18 protein-coding genes are annotated in these 21,927 nt (G+C 41.3%); 7 read left to right on the plus strand and 11 right to left on the minus strand.

Going from position 1 to position 21,927, the window contains the following annotated elements:
- Nucleotides 1-34: 34 nt before the first annotated feature.
- Nucleotides 35-265, plus strand: coding sequence for a TIGR02647 family protein (locus NH462_RS02335; RefSeq protein WP_010373121.1), 231 nt, complete (start codon nt 35-37; stop codon nt 263-265).
- A 74-nt stretch (nt 266-339) separates the two neighbouring features.
- Here the strand turns inward: NH462_RS02335 and maiA are convergent, their stop codons facing one another.
- Both maiA and hmgA read right to left on the minus strand, forming a co-directional pair.
- The gene (gene maiA / locus NH462_RS02340; RefSeq protein ID WP_026000885.1) at nt 340-966 is read right to left on the minus strand and encodes a maleylacetoacetate isomerase; all 627 of its coding nucleotides are present in this window, start codon (nt 964-966) and stop codon (nt 340-342) included.
- Between the two features lie 8 nt (nt 967-974).
- Nucleotides 975-2,270, minus strand: a complete 1,296-nt coding sequence (hmgA, locus tag NH462_RS02345) for a homogentisate 1,2-dioxygenase (RefSeq protein ID WP_253103619.1) — start codon at nt 2,268-2,270, stop codon at nt 975-977.
- 112 nt (nt 2,271-2,382) lie between these two features.
- Here hmgA and NH462_RS02350 point away from each other — a divergent pair, with 112 nt between their 5' ends.
- Nucleotides 2,383-2,868, plus strand: a complete 486-nt coding sequence (locus tag NH462_RS02350; protein WP_253103622.1) for a MarR family winged helix-turn-helix transcriptional regulator — start codon at nt 2,383-2,385, stop codon at nt 2,866-2,868.
- A 401-nt stretch (nt 2,869-3,269) separates the two neighbouring features.
- Here NH462_RS02350 and NH462_RS02355 read toward each other — a convergent pair whose 3' ends face one another.
- Together NH462_RS02355 and NH462_RS02360 are read right to left on the minus strand one after the other, a co-directional pair.
- Complete coding sequence (locus tag NH462_RS02355; RefSeq protein WP_253103625.1) at nt 3,270-6,434, minus strand: TonB-dependent receptor; 3,165 nt, start codon at nt 6,432-6,434, stop codon at nt 3,270-3,272.
- Nucleotides 6,435-6,468: 34 nt separating this feature from the next.
- A complete protein-coding gene (locus NH462_RS02360; RefSeq protein ID WP_017216714.1) occupies nt 6,469-7,329 on the minus strand; it encodes a S1/P1 nuclease in 861 nt (286 codons plus the stop codon).
- Between the two features lie 378 nt (nt 7,330-7,707).
- On the opposite strand from NH462_RS02360, the gene NH462_RS02365 reads away from it, so the two are divergent.
- The gene (locus tag NH462_RS02365; RefSeq protein ID WP_253103628.1) at nt 7,708-8,445 is read left to right on the plus strand and encodes a PhnD/SsuA/transferrin family substrate-binding protein; all 738 of its coding nucleotides are present in this window, start codon (nt 7,708-7,710) and stop codon (nt 8,443-8,445) included.
- Nucleotides 8,435-9,361 carry a hypothetical protein gene (locus NH462_RS02370; RefSeq protein ID WP_045990333.1) on the plus strand — a complete coding sequence of 309 codons (927 nt, stop codon included), beginning with the start codon at nt 8,435-8,437 and terminating at the stop codon, nt 9,359-9,361. Before NH462_RS02365 ends, NH462_RS02370 begins: the two co-directional genes overlap by 11 nt.
- 51 nt (nt 9,362-9,412) lie before the next feature.
- Here the strand turns inward: NH462_RS02370 and ushA are convergent, their stop codons facing one another.
- The 3 genes from ushA to NH462_RS02385 form a co-directional block, all read right to left on the minus strand.
- Nucleotides 9,413-11,002, minus strand: a complete 1,590-nt coding sequence (gene ushA, locus NH462_RS02375; RefSeq protein WP_253103630.1) for a bifunctional UDP-sugar hydrolase/5'-nucleotidase UshA — start codon at nt 11,000-11,002, stop codon at nt 9,413-9,415.
- Between the two features lie 63 nt (nt 11,003-11,065).
- Nucleotides 11,066-11,257, minus strand: coding sequence for a hypothetical protein (locus NH462_RS02380; protein ID WP_039495063.1), 192 nt, complete (start codon nt 11,255-11,257; stop codon nt 11,066-11,068).
- A 102-nt stretch (nt 11,258-11,359) separates the two neighbouring features.
- A complete protein-coding gene (locus NH462_RS02385; protein ID WP_010373104.1) occupies nt 11,360-11,782 on the minus strand; it encodes an MAPEG family protein in 423 nt (140 codons plus the stop codon).
- A gap of 117 nt (nt 11,783-11,899) precedes the next feature.
- On the opposite strand from NH462_RS02385, the gene NH462_RS02390 reads away from it, so the two are divergent.
- Nucleotides 11,900-14,785, plus strand: a complete 2,886-nt coding sequence (locus NH462_RS02390) for an insulinase family protein (protein WP_253103633.1) — start codon at nt 11,900-11,902, stop codon at nt 14,783-14,785.
- A 118-nt stretch (nt 14,786-14,903) separates the two neighbouring features.
- Nucleotides 14,904-15,413 carry a GNAT family N-acetyltransferase gene (locus tag NH462_RS02395; RefSeq protein WP_253103636.1) on the plus strand — a complete coding sequence of 170 codons (510 nt, stop codon included), beginning with the start codon at nt 14,904-14,906 and terminating at the stop codon, nt 15,411-15,413.
- Here the strand turns inward: NH462_RS02395 and NH462_RS02400 are convergent.
- The 4 genes from NH462_RS02400 to NH462_RS02415 are packed head-to-tail and all read right to left on the minus strand — an operon-like array spanning nt 15,408 to nt 19,687.
- Nucleotides 15,408-15,986 carry an ABC-type transport auxiliary lipoprotein family protein gene (locus NH462_RS02400; protein WP_253103639.1) on the minus strand — a complete coding sequence of 193 codons (579 nt, stop codon included), beginning with the start codon at nt 15,984-15,986 and terminating at the stop codon, nt 15,408-15,410. The two genes, NH462_RS02395 and NH462_RS02400, sit on opposite strands and share 6 nt — an antisense overlap.
- A complete protein-coding gene (gene pqiB, locus NH462_RS02405; protein ID WP_253103641.1) occupies nt 15,987-17,642 on the minus strand; it encodes an intermembrane transport protein PqiB in 1,656 nt (551 codons plus the stop codon). It abuts the gene before it with no gap.
- The gene (locus NH462_RS02410) at nt 17,639-18,832 is read right to left on the minus strand and encodes a PqiA/YebS family transporter subunit (RefSeq protein WP_010373094.1); all 1,194 of its coding nucleotides are present in this window, start codon (nt 18,830-18,832) and stop codon (nt 17,639-17,641) included. Before NH462_RS02410 ends, pqiB begins: the two co-directional genes overlap by 4 nt.
- Nucleotides 18,833-18,892: 60 nt before the next feature.
- Nucleotides 18,893-19,687 carry a thioesterase family protein gene (locus NH462_RS02415; protein WP_253103644.1) on the minus strand — a complete coding sequence of 265 codons (795 nt, stop codon included), beginning with the start codon at nt 19,685-19,687 and terminating at the stop codon, nt 18,893-18,895.
- A 262-nt stretch (nt 19,688-19,949) separates the two neighbouring features.
- Here NH462_RS02415 and dnaK point away from each other — a divergent pair, with 262 nt between their 5' ends.
- Nucleotides 19,950-21,872: a molecular chaperone DnaK gene (dnaK, locus tag NH462_RS02420; RefSeq protein WP_010373090.1), complete on the plus strand. Its 1,923-nt coding sequence runs from the start codon at nt 19,950-19,952 to the stop codon at nt 21,870-21,872.
- Nucleotides 21,873-21,927: the final 55 nt, after the last annotated feature.

Consider the following 21,927-nt stretch of genomic DNA (forward strand, 5'->3'; position numbering starts at 1 on the left):
TTAAATGACTATAGAAGAATAAGGAAAAATGACAATGGCATTAGACCAAAAATTGTTGGATGAGTTGACCTTACTAGCTAGATTTCCAAGACATAGTTTGCATCAGGGGATAAAAATTCATAGCAGTGCGCCTGAAGGTATACAAGGTGCAGCGATGCGACTATTTGAAAAAGGGGTCATTGACAGCCCAGATGGGGGTTATTTGACTGATCTTGGTCACGACCTTATTGGCCATTTTGATCATGTCTATAGCGCACTGAAATAACAAACGCTCGTTTGATTGAAAGAGTGATACGCTTAGCATATCACTCTTTTTAATTGGCTTATCGCTTACTTGCCTTATTGTGCGTCTAATTGATTGTCAGGCGCCGCATCAGAAAACGCATCAAGCGTATTACAATATTCGTACACTCGACTGATCTTAGGAAATGCAGTCATATCTACTTTAAAGCGCAGTGCATTAAATACTTGTGGTACTAAACAAACATCCGCGAGTGTGGGCTCCGTGCCAAAGCAAAATTGACCGTCGCCAATCATAGGCTCTAGCTTTTTAAAGCCTTCGATAACCCAGTGGCGATACCACTCATTTTTTTGTTCATCAGATGCGCCTAGCTCACTTGATAGATATTTAAGCACACGCAGGTTATCGATAGGGTGGATATCACAGGCTATGGCGTAGCAAAAGTTTCTTACCTGCGCTTTTTGCCAAGGATCTTGTGGTAGCAATGCTTGGCCAGTTTGGGTTTCTTCTAGCCACTCCAATATCGCTAAAGATTGTGCAAGAACGCCATGCTCAGTTTCCAGAGCCGGTAGTAACCCTTGACCGTTTTTACTTAAATATGCCTCGCCGCTTTGCTCCGATTTAAGCAAGTTTACTGGGACTAACTCGTGGTCTAATCCTTTAAGGTTTAAAGCAATACGCACACGATAGGCTGCAGATGAGCGAAAATAAGTATAGAGTTTCAACATAATCTTTATGCTCCTTTAAAGTACTTTTTAATGCCTTTCCAGCAATCAGCATAGTTAGGCTGACGCGCTTTGCCTTCTAAAGCATACTTAGTTGGAGAGATAATGTAACGTGACTCAAACATAAACGCGAGTGTGTTTTCATAGCGCTGCGGTGCAAGCTCTGCATTACTCGCCTTTTCAAATACATCAGCTTCTGGCCCATGAGGAGACATACAGTTGTGTAGACTCATGCCACCGGGCACAAAACCATGTTCTTTGGCGTCGTATACCCCTTCGATTAAGCCCATAAACTCACTCATGATATTACGGTGATAATAAGGCGGACGGAATGTATTTTCTGCCACCATCCAGCGCGGTGGGAAGATCACAAAGTCTACGTTTGCAACACCAGGTGTGCCTGATGGAGAAGTAAGTACGGTAAAGATTGACGGATCTGGGTGGTCAAAGCTTACGGTGTTCATTACATTAAATCGCGCTAAATCATATTTGTATGGGGCGCTATTACCTGTCCATGCAACCACATCAAGCGGTGAGTGGCCAATCTCAGAGCGGAACAGATTACCATTAAACTTTGCAACGAGTTCAAAATCGCCTTCTTTGTCCTCAAAGGCGGCAACGGGGTATTGAAAGTCACGTTCGTTGGTATAGCCATTCGCACCAACAGGGCCTCGCTCAGGCAAAATATAAGGGTGTCCGTAGTTTTCACAAATATAACCACGCGCCGTATCGCTTAAAAGCTCTACACTGAATTTGATACCACGAGGGATAACGGCAATCTCACCTGGTTTAATTGCGAGTTTTCCACACTCAGTGTGTAAAATGAGTTCACCTTGCTGTGGGACGAATAACAACTCGCCATCCGCATTATAGAAATAACGACCTTCCATTGATGCGTTAGCAACGTAAACATGAATACCAATCCCGCTTTGGCCATTGGCACTGCCGTTAGCTGCCATCGTCACTAAGCCATCGATAAAGTCTGTTTTTTCTTGTGGTATATCGATAGGGTTCCAGCGCAACATGGAAGGGGGGGGAACGGCTTCAGTTATTGGTGCCGTGCGCAATAGGCCATTATCCATCGCTTCATATTCACCTTGTAAAACAGAAGGGCGAATACGGTAGAACCAATTTCGACGATTATCAGCACGAGGCGCTGTAAAAGCGGTGGTGTTATATTGCTCTGCATAAAGATCGTATTTTACTTTTTGCGGTGAAAATTGACCAATAGGTAAAGCGCCCGGCAGTGCTTCACTTTCAAATTGATTACCAAATCCAGTTAAATATTGAAGTTCTTGGCTCATGTGTCTCGACTCCTTTGTGTTTTATAGTAAGATACTCTCATGTGAGAGTATTTTCAATATTTGTCATCTAGTCGCTCTGTAAAGTAATAGTGACAGTTGGGAGTGTGAAATAATGTCTAAAAATAATGAAAAGCTGCTGAATATAAACGAATTTTTGCCGTATCAGCTCGTTTCACTGTCAACAAAAGTGAGCAATGACTTTGCACACGTCTATGAACAAAAGGGAGAGTTAACGCAGCCACAATGGCGGGTGTTATCACACGCAATACAGAAGGAGGGGAGTACTGCAAAGCACATTTGCGAACTGGCAAGCATGGATAAATCAACCGTTTCAAGAGCAATTAAGCAGTTACAAGACCGAGAGTTGATTGAGATGTTAGTGAGTCCAAGTGATAAACGTGCAAAAACTATTGCAGTGACAGAGCAAGGGAGAGTGCTTTATCAAATGTTAACGCCGTTTGCATTGGCATGGGAAGCTGAGCTACTTAGTTGTTTTAGCGATGAGCAGAAAGAGAAGTTCGTACAACTACTGAAATTATTACAGTCTGCAGTAGATGAAAAAGAGCTTGCTCATTCATTTAGAGCAAGCTCTATATAGTAACGTACCGCTGAATGTTATCTCGTACGGTTTTCTGTACATGATATTATAGTCATATAGATCATGTAGAGCATGGATATTTCAAATGCGCTGCTTTTTAGTGAATGATTGGATAGAGAGATGATTAAAAAATCAATAGCTATGCCTAACATCGTGACTACAAAGCCGATAAAAGCTTTACGTTTTAACATAATTTATCCCTTATCATATTGATAATCCTTTCATTTTAACATTTAGTATGGTTGCTTCTTCAGAAGCAATGACTTGTCCTGATTCTATTATATTTAATATCAGGAATTTATAAAGGTTAATTAATTAGAAAATAATCTTAAGCTGGATTAAATATAAAAAAGGCCAACTTTCGCTGGCCTTTGGGAGATTATCTAATTACGTGTTAGATATTAGAAGTTGTAGCGTACGCCGATCTTGATGCGGTAAGTTGAGTCTTCTGCTTCAAACTTATAGTCGCTAGTAATCGGTGCGCCGATGATGTACTTACCAGTCGCAGGGTCGATATCCATATTTAGCGTATTACGAGTGCCAAAGTCTTGCGTATAAACTTTACCAGCTGAAGAATCAATCAGGTTTAGTAAGTTGTTCACTACGAAGTAAACTTCACCTTTATGATCTTTAGTGAAACCTGGAAGTTCCTGAGAAACATACAGATCCATAGTCGTAGTCCAAGGCGATGTAGCCGCACTACGGTCAACGAAGCCACCTGCATAGCCAGACAGACCTAAGCTCTCATAATGAGCAAGCACTTCTGCCTCAGTTGTACCTTCGTAACGAAGTACGTTTGCATCGTTTGCCGTTGGAACATAAGCTAGGTAGTTACCGCCGAACGTTGAACCAAAGCCTGAAGGCTGAATTAGATCTTGATCGAAGAAGCGACCACCAGTTAGGTTTTGCCATCTTGTTAGGTGGCTGTATGCTGAACCTGAACGGCGTTCAAAGAATAGATTGAAATTCGTTTTATAGTTTTCAATGAACTCTGTTGAATAGCCAAGGTTTAGGACAAAACGGTGCTCAGTTTCATAAGAAGAAGTACCGATTTGTGTTTCTTGGTGATCTAAGAAGTGACCGTAGCGGTAGTTACTACGACCCGTTGACGAACCACCTGGGTTACCTTCAGTGATATCTTGGTGAGTATAAGACATATCAAACTTGAAGCCATTATCCCACGTTTTAGAAAGACCAGTACTTAAGATAATTGAACGACCGTTTTTGTCTGCGTTCGTTAGCATAATCTCAAGTTCACGGGTATCGTAGAATGGTAATGCACCATCAGCTGTAGAACCTACTACATCGCCTTCTTGAAGAAGTGCTGCATTCACCCATTCAGCGGTATTTTCTTTATCTGTGAAGATAGCAGTCGTAGTCCACGCGAATCCGTCACCAAGGCCTGGGATGTCAAGTGTTACATCCGCATTTAGCATATAAGTCCATTGTGATGGAATGTCGAAGTTAGGATCGATAAAGTTCGAAACTGAACCACGATTCGCATTGTTAATACCTTCGATAGCTTCTGGCGGAATAGTATTTAGGATATTTGCTGGAGCAGTAACATCACTAGCAGAGAAGTTTTGACGACTGAAGCCATCGTTTGAGTAAGAGTTTGAGATCCAAACGTTAGGGTTACCACCTGCATAACGACCTACGCTACCACGGATAGTGACGTCTTCGTTCATGTAGTAAGTGAAACCTGCACGAGGCAACCAAATGTCAGCGCCATCTAGGTTATAAGTGTTATCAAAACCCGTTCTGTCAAATACGTCTTGGTTGAACGCTGGTTTGTCGTCAGAGCCTAAACGCTCGTAACGAAGACCAAAGCTAAACGCTAGTTCATCGCTGAAGTCCCAACGGTCGTTCACGTATAGTGCAAGGTCTTTACGTTTGAATGCCGCTGCAACTGCATCAGGGTTATTGCCGATACCGTTGCTGTATGTGTATCTTGAAATTTGGCGTGCAGCAAAGTCTTCTAGGCTGTTAAATGTGATAACACCCTTTGAACCATCTAGATAAAGGTTTTCAACGTCTAGAATGTCATACTTGATACCGAACTCTAGTGTATGTTCGTCAAGTAGGTAAGTACCGTCAAACTTGAATGTTGTTAGGTCGTTTTCTAGTGAGTTTGAGTGGCGGCTAGCATCTGAACCAAAGCTGATGTCACCTGTAACACCATCACCATCTACATCGATGTTGCTGATGCTGATATCACCTAAACCAAGTGCACTATCAAGTGAAATCTGACCAGTTTCAACAGATTTGCTTGTGATACTGATTTGTGTTGAGAAATCATCTGTCCAGTCAGAGTATAGCGTTGAGCTGAAGTTATTTAGTTTCTCAGATTTATTGTACCAATAAGTGCTTAGGTGTAGATCATCAGCATCATCAGTCATGTTATTTGTGCGGTTACCTTCATTGAACATGTAGATAAAGTTTGCACGATGATAGTCGTTGATGTTCCAATCTAGTTTGATGATATATTTTTCATCTTCTAGTTGTGGTTGGGTGTCTGCACCACCGATGTTATCAACACCATATACTTCAGAAGCAATTTTGCGTACTGCAGCTAAGTCGTTTTGTGTGATTTTTGTCTCGTTAGCGCCAATACCAGAACCTGCAGGGCCCCACTCAATTGACTGAGGAGATTCATACTTTTCGTAAGCACCGAAGAAGAATAGTTTGTTTTCGATAAGAGGCGCACCGATTGAGAAACCATAGTTCTCTTCTTCAAACTCTAGTGGAACTTCTTTACCATTGTTTTTTGGAGTACCAGCCCAGCTGTCAGTCATTTTCTCATAGAAAACGCTACCGGTGATTTCGTTAGTACCAGACTTAAATACCGCGTCAACGTTACCGCCAGTAAAGCCGCTTGATTTAGCATTTGTTGGTGCTACTTGAACGGTTACTTGGTCAAGTGCGTCTAGAGGGAATGGGTTACGTTGTGTTGGGTAACCACCAGAGTTAAGACCGAAGTCATCGTTTAGCGGAATACCATCAACAGTAATAGAGTTTGTACGCGGGTTTGAGCCTGCGATTGTCATTGAGCTGTCGCTACCAGGTTGGATAACAACTAGCGGGTTATTTCTTACTACGTCTTTAATATCACGATTGATACTAGGTGTGCTCTTGATTGCATCTGCACCGTAATAAGTGTCGTTTGCAGAGGAGTTAAATAGTACTGGAGTACCAGTAACTACGATAGACTCCATTTGCAATTCGCTTAGCTGCTGGTCGATCTTTTGTGCTTCACCTAGTGATAGGTAAACGTTACGCAGCTCAGCGTCACGGAATTTGTTTGAGTCGATAGTGATGGTATATGGACCACCAACGCGAAGACCTGATGCGTTGTACGTACCAGTGTCATTCGTTGTAACAACGCGGCGTGTACCTGTCGGTTCGTGAACGATGATAATCTTAGTGTCTGCAGCTGGATTACCTTGAGGTCCTACAATCTGTCCTTTAATAGACGAAGATGTATCTGCCGCAACCGCCATGCCACTCATGCCTAAACTTGCAGCGATAGCAAGCGTAAGTGCATTTTTGCGAAGTTGGATTTTCATTATGTTGTTTCCCGTGTTAGTAGGTTATTTTAAACTAATGGTTAACTGTTATTTTATTTGCTGACTTCAATGATGAAACCAGCGGTTTAGAATTAGGATCATAAATTTGGTTTAATAGGCCAGCTAATCTAATGCCACCTTGTTGCAGCCTAAATTTAATTGTTGGCATATATTTATAAATGTAACCGTAACTTATTTCAGTTTCATTGCTGTTATAAACTTTTTCAGCAATATTATTTGACTCAAGCAACCAATCTGCTGGCGAGCTGTCTAAGTATTCAGCAATTATTTCATTATTTGTGGTTTGAATAAAACGTGTAAACTCGGTAAATGAAAGATTCTCATTTTCGATTAATTTGGTGTCCCAAGTGCTGTGTAAGTTTGAATCACTGCCAAAAAACTTTACTTTAATCATGTTACCGCCACGGTCTTTGCCGCGACCTGCGTGAAACGGTTGATGGCTGTCACCTACAAGGTGAACTAGGAAACGGAATGCAAAACGCTTTTCATCAATTGATTTAGATTCTGATTTTAGCGTATTGATGGAATAGTAGATGCCATCTAGGATGTGTTTTACTTTCTCTTTGTCATTCAAATCAGCATGAACGTGCTCATGCATTGCTTTTGGGTTGTCGATGTTGATGTAATGCCACTTCGAAGATTGTTTACGCCAAAACGTGCTTGGATCCGAACGCATCTCATCAGCCCAAGTTGAAATTTCAGCCAGAGAGTCACCTTCTAATAAAGGTTGAATCGCAACGCGAGTCTGCTCGGTTAAATGTGCCTCAGCCAATTCGCCAATGATCCTATGACCATTTTGACCCCAGGCGTGTGCACTTGACGTCGTTATAGTCATCCCTACAGCGAAAAGTAATGACAAGCTTTTACGTAACATTTGTATCTCTTGTAGAAAAGGGAACAATCTTCCCAACCGAAAAGTGAGGCCAATTGTCCGTATTTTTCAACAAAATAAAAGGACTCAATAAGATTCATAATTTCTTGTCAATAAAGTAATAAATTCATGTGTTTATGAGTTATTGGTAAAATTACCTATTGCAATGAGTAAAGAAAATTGATCTAATAGCGGTTAAGAAAGGATAGGTTATTCCAATTAGTGATATATAGTAACATTTTGACTAGTAAATCAACAATTGTATCTTTGTTGTTTATAAGCGCATTATTGTGCTGGATTTTAGGGGCTCGGTTAATATCGGCAAAGCCTCTAACTCTTGATCCCGTCGTCCAGTATTCAAATACCTGCAAAACACGTTCCGTGTCTAATATCAACACGTTAAAAATACATGTTCCGATTAAAAGTCTCGCGTTAGACGTATTAGTTAGAGCGTGTGAAGATGAAGTGGTCACTAGGCAATATGGGCAAGTGAAAGTGTATTGGGGCGGAAGTCTCGCTGAGCAAATAGAGTTTCTTGCAAAGGGGATCGCCGATCTTATTTTAACGAAAGACAACATCATGTCGGCTTTGATGGCCGAATCAACGCATAGTTATAAGCCTGTTATCGGTTATCCGGCTTATTCCGCCTTTTTTATCTCAAACACAGAAAAACCTAAACTATCTAAATCGTATTTCTTAGATAAAAAAATAGGTTTGCTTGACTATCCAACAAGTCGCTCTGGCCACATATTACCAAAAAGTGCGTTTAAAGAGTTAGATATCGATATCAATGCGCTCGATATTACCTATTTAAGCTCGCATCAAGCGCTCCGCGATCGGTTGGCTGCTGGCGAAGTTGATATTATAGCTTCTTATTGGTCCGAAGAAGATGAGCAGCGGTTTTCGAAGAATTACATTACGCCAATTGCAAATAATATTAGTGGCAGTAAATGGTATTTAAAAATGAACAACAATAACACTGACTTAGCTTGTGCAATGCAGGGAATTATTAACCAGGTGGCTCAATTAAGAACATCTAGTTACTTTGATAAGGTAGATAGATACTGGCAATGTGAAGCCTTTCCTTATGGCTTTATCGGAGAAGAAGATGGAAGTTAGCCAGCGTAATATATCCGTTTTTATTGCTTTGGCACTGTTATTTAGCGGCATTTTCTACATTTCTCAAAGTATTGAAACTAAGCGGGTTTTGAAGCAACAAAAAGAAGCGGTTGCGCTTCGTGTTGCTATTGATATGAATCGTTTACCTGTCGCAGATCCTTTTTTACATTATGCAGGTAATGAAACTGAGTTAAGAGAATATATAAACTCACTCAATACAGTGTTAGACGCCCAAGATGCCCGTTTAACTGTTCTTGACATTAATACATCTGGAGCAGGACAGGGTGAAAAAAGTGAAGTACTAACATTATCAGCGCCACACAGAAACTTCTATGTCGCGGTCTCATTAGATGATACTAAACCTAAATCAGCCTATATTTTTCCACTGATTATGGCGTTTATCGGCGTTGCAGTGTTCAACTGGGTGAGAAGAAAAGGTATTGAAGCGAAGGTAAGTTCAAACCAAGCGCTAGAAAAGTTACCGGAATTTAAGCTTGTTATTGATTTGTATTCAAAAACAGTAACGACGAATAGAGACAAACTAGTAAGTGTCCAGCTTGCCAACAAACCATTATGCTTCTATTTAGCGCTTGTTGAGTTTTGCGATGTAAATCCCGATACTGTTCTCAATCAAAACAAAGAGATGCCGAAGGAGTTGTTGGATCTCGCTGATAAATACTTTTACCGTTTAGTTGAGCTTGGGCATACCATTAGAAAACGGCCCAACTTTACTAATAGTTTAGAAAAAACATTAAGTGAAATTAGAGCTGCGCTAGATGAGGTATTAGACGCTTGTCCAGAAAAAAAGGTGTTGTTTTATCCGCCGAAAGCACATGGCGAAGGGTCTCGTTCTAAATTACATAGTTACGGACTGAGTGGAGTGAAAAAGTCAGATATTGATATTATTGGTAAATAGAATGAATGCATATAAAGCGGTGCATCACACCGCTTTATATGAGGTGTCTTTTTATAAATCCACGGCCTTTATAGGGCTCTTCTTTTGGAAGTAATCTTTGAGGACCTGTGCATCAGTTAGGTCGGTAGCGGTATATTCTGGAAGATGATTAATCTTTGGATAACCGTCACCACCTGATGCATTATAACTATTCACACTCATGCGGTAGGTCTTGCCGTCAGTCAATGGCTCGCCCGCTATGCGAACATTGGTTACCTTATCGTTCTTGATATCAAACGTAATATGGTGGAACTGTAAGTAAGCACCAGAGTCAGGTGGGAACTTGGCGACAATGTTTAAGTAGTTAATTAGGTCGCTTGCTTTCCAGTCTATATAAGTAATGCGATTTTTAAATGGATGAACTTTCAGCACATCTTTGTAGCTGACATCACCTTGCTCTATACTATCTCGGATCCCGCCGCCGCTGATAATGCCAAAGTCTGCTTCGACAGCTGCCATTTGCGCGTTAATGATAAGATCTGCGAGGTTGCTTTGCTTAAATCTAACTGTACTGCGACGGCCATCTAAGAAACTATCAACGTATCCCACTGCACCAGCTATTTGCGCTTGCCCTTTTTTTTGAAAAGGTGTTAAAAAAGCGAGCATTTGAGGATCTTCTTGAATAGTTTCACCAATCACAGAACCCGCTTTATTTTTTAAGTTCACAGGGATTAAGTTATAGCTAATTAAGGTTTTTGTATCACCATCAATCCTAAATACGGCTTTACCCACATACTTACCCCACTCATGTGCTTGCATAATCCAAACACCATTTTGATTATCAGGCTTACATGTTTTGCCAGGAGCAAAAGCTGTGTCCTCGTTACCATTGTCGTCAACACAGACAGGTTCTTGAGAATGTCCACCGACTATCAAATCAAGCATACCTTTAGGAAGCCGGCGCGCAAGCGTTACATCACCGGGTGCATTGATACCATGATTGGCACCGTGATAGTGGCCCATATGTGTAACAGCAATCATTACATCTGGGTGGTATTTGGCTTTGATCTTAGGAACCCAGTTTTCTGTGGCTGCTAAAGGCTCAATAAAAGTAAGGCCATGAACATGTTTTGGATTGGCAATTTTAACAGTATCAATTGTCGTAAGTCCAAGGACAGCAATGGTCAATCCTGCACGCTCAATAATTGTGTAAGGCTCGTATGCTGGCATTTGATTTGTATTATCAAGAATATTTGCTGACAGTACTGGGAAGCTTGCCCACTCAATTTGTTTCGCTAGCACATCTCGAGTGTTATCAAATTCATGGTTACCAATTGCCATGGCATCGTAACCGAGTTTATTCATTCCTTTAAAATCAGGTTCGGCAAACTGTAAATCAGATTCTGGTACACCCGTGTTTATATCGCCTCCAGAAAGCAATATAACGGCATGTCCAGCTTTTTCGGCATCACTCTTTAATTGGTCAATTAAGGTTTTTCTGGCAGCCATACCATATTCACCTTTTTCATTTTGCCAAAAACGACCATGATTATCGTTGGTGTGTAATACGGTTAGGTATTCTGCTTGTTGCGACTGCTTAGGAGAAGAAAAATGGCATGCTGATAATAGCAAAGCCGTTGAAAGAATAAGTAAGTTGCGCATAATTTAGAAGCTATTTGATAAATTATGCGCGTATTCTAGATCATTATAATTATTTTAATAGTGCTAACACTCAAAATTGCTATATTTTCTGGTGTTTTGTGCCACCGCAGATACTCTTCTGTCCAGTTCAAACTTAGCTAACTCACATTTTGCATGGTCTGTTTCTATCATCCAGTTTAAAAAGCTCGCTGGCAGCGTGGAGTATGGCTCTCCAGCATGAAGTCCAAAATCGCAGATATCATTATCCTGTTTCATCTATGTGCCCCTGTTGTTCTTTTTGCCATCGCCATGCTAACAAATTGGCTCAGAGATTAAAGAACAATTAGCTAAATCGGATGGCATTTTTATTATTTTTAGTTATATAAGTGTTAAAAGTAATGTGATCCACTGCAACACAATGAAGGCACACCCTGCAAGGTAGAGGCGAAAACGTGTTCGAATATGATTACTACCGATATGAACATAGGCATGTGCAATACGACTAATTACAAACAGTAGGGCGAATATGCTGAACCACAACGTAACAAGTTTCATTGCGAGTGCGGCAAGAGAAACCACAAAAAACAACACGGGAATTTCGAACTGATTAGTAAAGTTTCTAGATGCCAGAATGACTTCTTCAGGCGCGTTGTCGAGCGCCATGGTTTTGAACTGATCAAACTGGATCTGTTTCTCTCGCGCAGCTTTAAATCGACGTTTACCCATTATGACCATGATAACTAAGGTCAGTAGAGTTTGTAATAATAGCGCAGCGAGCAGTAAATAAATGGATGTCGGCATAGGTTCCTCAGTTTACGAAGTGTTACAAAACAAAAAATTTCTATATTGCAAAAGCTTAGTCGAATGACGATGATAGTCTGGTTCCAAAAAGTAATTATCACAATAATGGATTGTTTTATGAAAAAGCTATTCGCAATTAGCACACTTACCTTAGCAGTTTTGACTGGATGTGGTACAACTTCTTCACTCAATCATTCAGACACGACTGAGAATCTTCTTTCAGAGCAACTGGTTGTAAGTCCTAATGATGATAGACAATATCAAACGTTAACCTTGGAAAATGGCATTGAAGTCATTTTGGTATCAGATCCTTCTGTATCGAAGTCAGCGGCAGCGCTGAGTGTTGGCGTTGGTCTACTACACGATCCTATGTCTCAGCAAGGGATGGCGCACTATCTTGAACATATGCTATTCCTTGGTACAGAAAAATATCCGGATAGCAAAGGTTATTCTGAGTTCATGACCAAAAACGGTGGGGCACACAATGCTTACACTTGGCTGGATATTACTAATTATATGTTCAAAGTGAACAACGATGCCTATGACGAGGCATTAGACAGATTTTCCGACTTCTTTAAATCTCCAAAGCTTTACCCTGAGTACACAGAAAAAGAAAAAAATGCAGTAAACGCAGAGTGGTCGATGCGTCGTGAAATGGACTTTTTTGGTCAATTTAAACTTGCACGAAACATGATGGGAGAGCATCCAGCTAACCGCTTTCTTATTGGTAACCTAGAAACGTTAGGTGATAAAGAAGGTAGCAAACTACACCAAGAGACCGTTGCTTTTTATGATAAGTACTACTCTGCGAACATCATGAAGTTAGCTATGATTTCTAACGAGCCGATTGAGCAGATGGTGGCAAAAGCGAAAAAGCATTTCACGACAATCAAGAATAAAAACATCGAGAAGCCAGAGGTTAAACAATCTCTTAACTTCGATAACGTTGGGAAAAAGCTGGTCCATTATAAACCAAATGAAGACGTTAAGACGCTACAGCTTGATTTCACTATCAAAAACAACGCAAGTGCGTTTGCGGTTAAACCGAACTATTTCATTACCTATCTTCTAAGTAATGAAATGGCGGGTAGCCCTGCTCAAGTACTAAAAGATAAAGGCTTAATCTCATCGTTAAGTGCATTTTCGACACCGAATAGTTATGGTAACTACGGCACATTACAGATTGATATTCAGTTAACCGATGAGGGCTTAAAGCAACGCGAGTTAATTACAGGTACGGTACTTGATTATATCGATATGATCCGTGATAAAGGAGTCGATAGCCGTTACTTCAAGGAAATCCAAACGTCGCTAAATAATCAATTTAGGTTTTTAGAAAAAGGCGATGAATTTGGTTACGTCAGTAACCTTGCGGATAGCATGCAGCATTACCCAATGAACCACGCTATCAATGCGAGCTACTACTATGCGCAGTTTGATGCTGATGCTGTTAATGCCGTCTTGAAGCAATTAACACCTGATCAAATGCGGGTATGGTATATCAGTAAAGATGAACCTACTGATGCAAAACTACACTTCTATGATGGTGAATATCAGATTGTAGACTTAAAGCGCAGCGATTTTGATAAATGGAAAGAAGAGGCAAATTTCGATTTAGCTCTTCCTAGTGTAAATACCTTGTTACCTGAAAACTTCGCACTGAAAACATCTGCGGATGATGCGAAAAAGGGTGTTCAGAAGGTTATTGATGCGGATGGCGTAACGGTTTGGCATGCTGCGAGTGAGCGTTTCTACCAACAGCCTAAAGGTAGTCTGAAAATTTACGTCAATAACCCAAGTGCATTAAAAGACATCAAAACTGAGGTTGCACTGTCGATTTGGGCTGATTTATACCGTTTGGATAAAGCAAAGTTAATGACGGAAGCGAGCATAGCGGGTATGCATCTTGGGCTGACTCCTGCAAATGGGATAATGCTAGATATTTCGGGTTTTACTGATAAGCAAGCTTTATTAATAAAGGATGCGCTCTCTGGTGTTCGTGTAGAAACGAATAAACGAGCATTTGATCAAGCCATTGATCGTTATGTACGTGGCATTAAAAACCAGGAGAAAGAATTCCCATTCAGACAAGCTTTCGGTGTTTATCAAAAACTTATCCGTTCAGGAAGTTATGATGATTCTGCATTGATATCAGCAGCTAAAGCTTTGACTCTGGCCGACTTAGATAAAGTGCAAAATCAAATTCTGACGAATAATCAAGTTCGTGTTTTTGCCTATGGCAACTACGATAAAGCCGATTTGCAAACAGTAAAAGAGACGCTCGACAATGCGCTGCCTAAACGCCAAAAAGTGACCAATTACGCACGTGCTAAATATTGGCAACCAGAGCAAAAGCAGACACTTGTATGGCAGCAAGACATTGATGTTGCTGATGTTGCTGTAATCGATTTTGCAGTGCACCCAATCAAAGGCTATGCGCAAAAAGCGGCGGCGATGGTGCTTCAAGGGCACTTAAGAACGGCGGCATTTGAACGTCTGAGAACCGAAGAGCAGCTAGCCTATGCAGTTGGTGCAACGAGTGTTGCTATTGACGAATATTCAGCGCTAGGTTTCTATATTCAAACACCAGTAAAAGATGCTAAAAGCATGCAAGCTCGTTTTGACGCGTATAAAGATGAATACGCTAAAGACTTAGCTGCGTTAGATGAGGCAACATTCGAGCAGTTAAAAAATGCAGTGTTAGTCTCATTAACCGAAGAGCCAAAAAACCTTTCTGAAGAACTACAACCGTTAATAGGCGATTGGTTCAAAGAAAATATGGCATTTGACTCCGAAGCTAAGTTAATCGCCGCAGTTAAAGTGGTCACATTAGAAGATATTAAAGCGTACTATCAGCAAACTGTAATGAACACCGATGCTGCTAGATTAAATATTCAATTACGTGGCGCTAAGTTCCAAGCTGAGCCGTTTGCAGATTTACCTAAGCAAACTAAGCTAGACTCAGTTGAGCAAATGTATAAAAACGTCAAGTTCCAACAGTAACCTGTCGGTATTTCAATAGTAATTAAAAGCTGGGCAAATTCGTTTCCCAGCTTTTTTATTCGCTTATGTAAATGCTAAAGTTCCTATGGAAGTTAATTATGATATTTTTGGAGGCAGAATGACGATTGCGACGGGAAAGCGGATCTTTTTAAGGAAAGCAACTCTAAATGATGCGGGCTTCTTACTCAGGCTTTTGAACCAGAAAAGCTTTATCGCTAACATCCGCGATAAAGGCATAAAAACGCAACAACAAGCTGAGGAGCATGTCGAGCAAGCTTATCTTATTCCCTATCAAATTGGTACGCCCGCAGCTTACATCGTTGTAGAAGCAAGCAGCAACACTAGTATCGGATTGTGTGGTTTGTATCAAAGACCTTTTTTTAATATTCCAGACTTAGGTTATGCGCTTTTAGATGAGTTCACCGGAAAAGGCTATGCGTCTGAGGCCGTTAGGTTACTTATGGAATATGCGAAATTAGAACAAAGCTACACCAAGCTAGCTGCTATTACATTAGAAAGCAACAGCAACAGTATTAACCTACTTAGCAGAGTGGGATTTAGTCGTATTGGTAAAATTATAATTGATAACGACTTAACACCTGTAGTGGTGTTTGAGTACCAACTATAAACGCAGACTTATTTGTGCAGTTAGTTGGTTAAAGTTTTGTTGATGTGCAGATACAAGTGCACTAAAGCCATCTTGCTCAAGCTTTGTTTCAAATTGGAATGGTTGCACTTGAGTTAGTTGATAGCTCCCTTCTTTGTATTGGTAAAGATACCAAGTCCCGCTCATCACAGCGCCTTTGTCAAAGTGCCCTGCAAACTCGTTAATTTCTACAACGAGGCGTTGATGCTCTTGCGTGTTGCGATAAAACTTATCGCTTTTAATTGCAGTGGTTTGGTTGGTTGCATTTAATGCGTTTACTAAGTTCCACGTCAGCATATCTGAAGGTGGCTGAGCCCAAAAATGAAAATTAGCGATATTTACTTTGTTCTCTGGTTGATATTGCACTAAAGCTTGCTGATCAAATAATTCAATTAACTGCACTTTATCAACCAAAAGAACGTGATTGAGCTCAACTTGCTTTTCGTCAGCGACACTCTTTGCTTCTAACTGATAATAACTAACCGGCTGAGATGGATTCGTTATACAGCCCGTTAAACAAAATAAAAGCAAAAATGTCGTTAAGCCAGTCTTCATTTATTTTTTCCTTGGGATTGGGTCTGCACCGCTCTCTTTATTAAAAATAAGCATATTAGGTTGCTCATTCAACCCTTTAGAAATAGGCTTTAAGCGATTTGACAAACTTTCAAGTTCTTCAAGGGTATTACTAAGTTGATCCATAACACCCGAACCTTTTTGGTACTGAGTCATGGTTTGCTCAAATTGCTTCAAGCTTGATGTGAGCTGGCTTAACGTATCTTTTAAGCTCGTTAAATTACCGCCAACCTTGTCTGTTATCTTGTTATTATTAATAGACTCTACGAGTTGATTCATTTCCATTGCTAGTAACCTGTGTTGCTGAAGGGCACCTTCTAGTTCCTTAACAGTTGTTTCAAGAGGTAACCCATTTAACTTGTTCAGTAAGCTTGTGACCTGTTCAGAAAGTGCTGTAATACCGCTCGGAACGCTGGGTAATACTGGATAAATAGTCGTTTTGTTTGAACTAACGACTTCTGCACTTGGATAAAAGTCTAACTCTATATATACCGCACCTGTTAACAAATTGCCACTTTTTAGTGACGCTCTAAGGCCACTACTAATCCATTTGTCTATATTTTCTGACCAATATGTTTGTGCAAGCTGCGCATCTTCGTAAATGCGGCCGTACTCAATTTTAACCAATACAGGCACAGAGGTGTTATTTTGTTGAAAGTATAAAGGTCTATCGTCGCTAACACCAGTTGCAGGAACTTGTTCTATCGTGCCAATTCGCATACCTCGATATTCAATTGGTGCACCAGCTCGAAGTCCTCGAATTGATTGCTCAAACTCAATGAGATAGTAATCAAAGTGATCAAAACGTTGCTCTAAAGCCATTGCAAAGTTTTTGTGTAAGGCGTAGGTTTTGTTTTCGAGCGCTACTGTGCCGCTTGGCATAGTTGGTGGATAGTCAACAGAAATCCCACCCTTGATCATCTTTGCTAGCGATCCTGTTGACACTTCAACGCCTTCCGTTGATAGTTTAAAATCAATGCCTGAGCTAATCCAGAAAATAGCGTTGTCTGTGATAAGCGTATCGTATGGCGAATAGATAAAAATACCATATTCCATTTTTAAGCTTTCGACACTAAAGTGTGCAGACTCAACCTGACCCACTTTATAATTGCGGAAAAAAATACTGGAGCCAACGTCTAATACTTCAGCATCTGAAGCCACGAGTTGATAGCGCTTTCCTTGCACCTCTGAGCCAATTAATGCAGGTTCATCCATTAAGGTGAAGATGCTCGAACGTGTTTTTGCGTCACCAGGGGAGAGCTCTATATATACGCCAGAGAGTAGCGTATTCATGCCTGAGATGCCGGATTCATCAATTCTAGGTTTTACTACCCAAAACGTAGAATCTTCAGCCAATAAATCACGGTAGGGCTGTAAAATCCTAACTTTTGCAACCACTGCATTTTGTTCTAATTCAAGCTTTAATGACTCGACTAACCCGACCTTAACGCTTTTTACTCTCACTTCAGTTTTGCCGGCAATAATGCCATCTGCGTCAGTCATTTTTATAAAAATAGTGTGGCCTTTATTTGCCTGATGTTGATATAACATCCAGCCTGTGATGAGCAACGCGATAATTGGAATAATCCATATCACTGAAAACGTTGGTTTGTCTTCTATATCAGCTTGAGTAGTCATTGATTATTTTTATCCCACAATAATCTTGGATCAAAACTATTAACGGCTGCGATTTGGCAAAGCACCATCAAAGTAAAAAACACGATACCAATTTCCGGTTCGACATTTAGCACCGTACCGAGCTGCACCAGAGACACTAAGATAATCACGACAAACACATCAATCATGGACCAGCGGCCAATGAATTCGAGCAAGCGGTACACTTTTGTTGCTGTGATTGGGTCTTTTGGTTTTTTAACTCGTACAAGTAAGTAACTCAATAGTAACGCTTTTGCGATAGGAATACATATACTTGCGAGAAAAATAAGTGTTGCTACAGGATAAGAACCGGCTTCCCAAAGCACTTGAACGCCTGAAAAAATCGTTGCAGGCGTATGGAGCCCGAGACTAATGGTATCCATGATGGGTAGAAAATTAGCAGGTATAAGTAGCACGACGCTGGTGAGCATCCAAGCTAAGCTTTTTTGCGTTGATTGGGAGTTTCGGTATTTTAGTTTAGCGTAGCAGCGCTCACACTTTTCACCTTCACCCAAAAAGCCACAAACCTTGCAACGTTTTAGCGTAGAAGATAAATTCTTCGGTTCCACTAGGTGACGATTACATTGAGTCTGATTACGCCACATATACTCGTGATCGAAAAGTGAGAGCGCTTCAATAAAACACAAAACGAACAGAATATAGGCCCAAAACCCAAGGCCCATCTCTAATTCAGCGAAAGACATTAATTTAAAAGCGCTTACGAGCACGGCGACTAAAAATATATCCGTGAGATTAAGCGGTTTCAGTGCTGAAAGTAATTTGGCTAAATGCCGGGCATTGTGCGCATTGATGATTTGCCAATACTCGGTGTGTGCAAGCAGTAGCAAGGAGCATACTGCAACAGGCATAACTAAAATAGTGAAGGCAAATAATCCAGCAAGAAAATAGCTGTAATGTTCAGCTAACAATATGAGCGCTTGCCAGAGGCTCACAACTTGAGTGATACCGTGTTGCGTGTAGGAAATAAAGTCTGGAAATAAGCTTGCGAATAAAAATAGTAATGCAGAAAAGCTGAAGGCTTGTACTAATTGGTTTTGATGTCCTTGTACATGACACAACACGCATCGACAGTTTGGGCACACCGCACGCTTTTGGGACTCGATAGAGTCTATTTCAACAAGCGTATCGCATTCAGGGCAAGCTGTAATCACACAAAAATCCGTTGATTTCCTTTTATGCTAGTTTGCTTGATGCGCCCAAATTTATCAATGTTAATCAAATACTGCGACGGTCTGGCGGCTTAGGGCGAGCAGCTTGCCATCTTGTGACCAAATTTTAGCATCTTCAATACCATAACCATTTTGGCTATGGTGGGTCACGGCTTCAAAGCCCAGCCAAGAGTCTGAGTCGAGTGAAATATCACACAAAAATTCTATATACCAAGACATACTGCTGGCGGGGCTTGGCGCTTTACACATCTGGAGTAAGGTTGGCGGCCATGAATCAGCGAGAGCCAGTGTATGCAGTTCATTTACCGATGTAGTTTGTGCTTTAAATCGCATCCAACCACCTAGATTCGAAGATGGTGCACCTGAAAATGGTAAAGCTCCTTGCTGGGCATTGAGCGCGACATGCTGGAAAAATGCAGGCATCACACCTTCTTGGTATGGAAGAACTGCCTTTGGATTAACATCTGAAAGAGTAGGGCTATCGACATTTGTAACTTGGATAGCGGATGCTCTATCCTTGCCAAAGCACCCGATAGCAATAAGACAAACCTCGCCTGATTGGATCAGTTGAGTTTGCATTTGAGTGGCATTTTTGCCGCTACGCAAAATCGTTGTTGCAACGGTAAATGGTGCGCCTTCTAGCAGTGGTCCGACAAAATTTACGCTCACAGAGAGCAATCGACGAGGCTCTGTCAGTTGATGCTTCATGCTTTGCACTGCTATTGCTGCAGACAATCCGCCAAACGCAGTGCGGCCTTGACACCAACTTGCAGGAAACGTCATTTGTGTTTGCGCTTGCTGTAAATGCTCCGACTGAATAATTTCATCAAATGTCATGTTGTCATTTCTCATTATTTATTATGTTGCATTTAGCATAACTGGTCTAACCAGGTAATCAAGCGTCAAATACATCGTATTTTCTTCTTCACTTGTTTCAAAATAAGCAATTAAGGGTGTTTTTTTGACCGAAACGTTCGAAAAGCAAAAAAATTTCAATTTTTTTCATTTTTTTTTAGTTGTGACGCTTGAATTACAAATCGGTGACCTTATTTATCAAATCAACTAACTGAACAACGAATTTTGAAGTCGGAGATGATTCATGGGTAAAATTATTGGAATCGATTTAGGTACTACTAACTCTTGCGTAGCGGTACTTGATGGTGACAAGCCGCGCGTTATTGAAAATGCTGAGGGCGACCGCACAACTCCTTCTGTTATTGCATTTACAGATGATGGTGAAACACTAGTCGGTCAGCCAGCAAAACGCCAGGCAGTGACTAACCCTAAAAACACACTATACGCGATCAAGCGTCTAATTGGTCGTCGTTTTGAAGATGAAGAAGTGCAGCGTGACCTTAGCATCATGCCTTTCAACATCGTAAAAGCGGACAACGGCGACGCTTGGGTTGAAGTGCGTGGTGAGAAAAGAGCTGCACCTCAGATCTCAGCTGAAGTTCTTAAGAAAATGAAGAAAACAGCTGAAGACTTTCTTGGTGAGCCAGTAACAGAAGCTGTTATCACAGTTCCTGCATATTTCAACGATTCACAGCGTCAAGCAACTAAAGATGCAGGTCGTATCGCAGGTCTTGAAGTTAAGCGTATTATCAATGAGCCAACAGCAGCAGCACTTGCTTACGGCATGGATAAGAAGCAAGGCGACAACGTTGTTGCAGTATACGACTTAGGTGGTGGTACATTCGATATCTCAATCATCGAGATTGATGAAGTTGAAGGCGAGCACACCTTTGAAGTACTAGCAACTAACGGTGACACTCACCTAGGTGGTGAAGACTTTGATAACCGCGTTATCAACTACCTAGTTGCAGAATTTAAGAAAGACCAAGGCATCGACCTAAAAACTGACCCGCTAGCGATGCAGCGCGTTAAGGAAGCGGCTGAGAAAGCGAAGATCGAACTGTCTTCAGCACAGCAAACTGAGGTAAATCTACCTTATGTTACTGCTGATGCAACAGGTCCAAAGCACATGAACGTTAAGCTAACTCGTGCAAAACTTGAGTCACTAGTTGAAGACTTAGTTGCGCAATCAATCGAGCCGCTAAAGCGTGCACTTGCTGATGCAGACCTTTCTGTAAGCGACGTAAATGACATCATCCTAGTTGGTGGTCAAACACGTATGCCACTGGTACAGAAAACAGTAGCTGAATTCTTTGGCAAAGAGCCTCGTAAAGACGTAAACCCTGATGAAGCGGTAGCAGTTGGTGCTGCGGTTCAAGGCGGTGTACTTGCGGGTGACGTGAAAGACGTACTACTACTTGACGTTTGTCCTCTGTCTCTAGGTATTGAGACTATGGGTCAAGTAATGACTGCGTTAATCGAGAAAAACACGACTATCCCAACTAAGAAGTCGCAAACTTTCTCAACAGCAGAAGACAATCAGTCTGCAGTAACAATTCACGTACTACAGGGTGAGCGTAAGCGCTCAAGCGATAACAAGTCTCTAGGTCAATTCAACCTAGAAGGTATTCGTCCAGCGCAGCGCGGTGTGCCACAAATCGAAGTTACTTTTGATGTGGATGCTGATGGTATCTTACATGTGTCTGCGAAAGACAAAGACACAGGTAAAGAGCAGAAGATCACAATCCAGGCTTCTTCAGGTCTAAGTGATGAAGAAGTAGAAAAAATGGTACGTGATGCGGAAGCAAACGCAGAAGAAGATAAAAAGTTTGAAGAGCTAGTTGGCGCTCGTAACCAAGCTGATGCACTTGTTCATGCTACACGCAAGCAAGTTGAAGAAGCGGGTGACGACCTTCCAGCTGATGACAAGACTGCAATCGAAGCCGCGCTTGGCGAGCTAGAAACAGCAATCAAGGGCGATAGCAAAGACGAAATCGATGCTAAGACACAAGCACTAGCAGAGAAATCGCAAAAGCTAATGGAAATCGCTCAAGCAAAAGCGCAAGCTCAACAAGCTGGCGGTGACGCAGGTGCCCAACAAGGTTCAGCGAAAAAAGACGACGATGTAGTTGACGCTGAATTTGAAGAAGTTAAAGACGACAAGTAATTGTAGGTCTTGAAGGAGGGCGCGCTGGCTGTATGGCTTGTCGCGCCCTACGTGT

Origin of the sequence: Pseudoalteromonas sp. OANN1, assembly GCF_024124685.1 — a bacterium.
GTDB classification, from domain to species: Bacteria; Pseudomonadota; Gammaproteobacteria; order Enterobacterales; family Alteromonadaceae; genus Pseudoalteromonas; species Pseudoalteromonas piscicida.